Source organism: Paenibacillus periandrae (assembly GCF_022458865.1).
GTDB classification, from domain to species: Bacteria; Bacillota; Bacilli; order Paenibacillales; family NBRC-103111; genus Paenibacillus_S; species Paenibacillus_S periandrae.
This window is the reverse complement of record NZ_JAJNMU010000245.1, coordinates 1-227: the sequence shown is the minus strand read 5'-3', so window position 1 is coordinate 227 and position 227 is coordinate 1. Positions and strand designations below refer to the sequence as shown.

At 53.3% G+C, this 227-nt stretch carries 1 rRNA gene; it reads right to left on the bottom strand.

The annotated features are described in order from the left end of the window. Window positions 1–227, bottom strand: a 23S ribosomal RNA gene (locus LRL21_RS45405); the annotation flags it as partial.

Genomic DNA, 227 nt, shown 5'->3' with positions numbered 1-227 from the left:
ACGGGCACCTTCTCCCTGGCTAGAGGCTTTTCTTGGCAGCTTGAACTCATGACCTTCGCTACTGCAATTTTCGCTCCCCATCACAGCTCAGCCTTATCGATGTGCGGATTTGCCTACACACCAGCCTCGCTGCTTGGACGGACATCCATCAGTCCGCGTCACTATCCTTCTGCGTCACCCCATTGCTCATAACGGTTCTCGGTGGTACTGGAATTTCAACCAGTTGT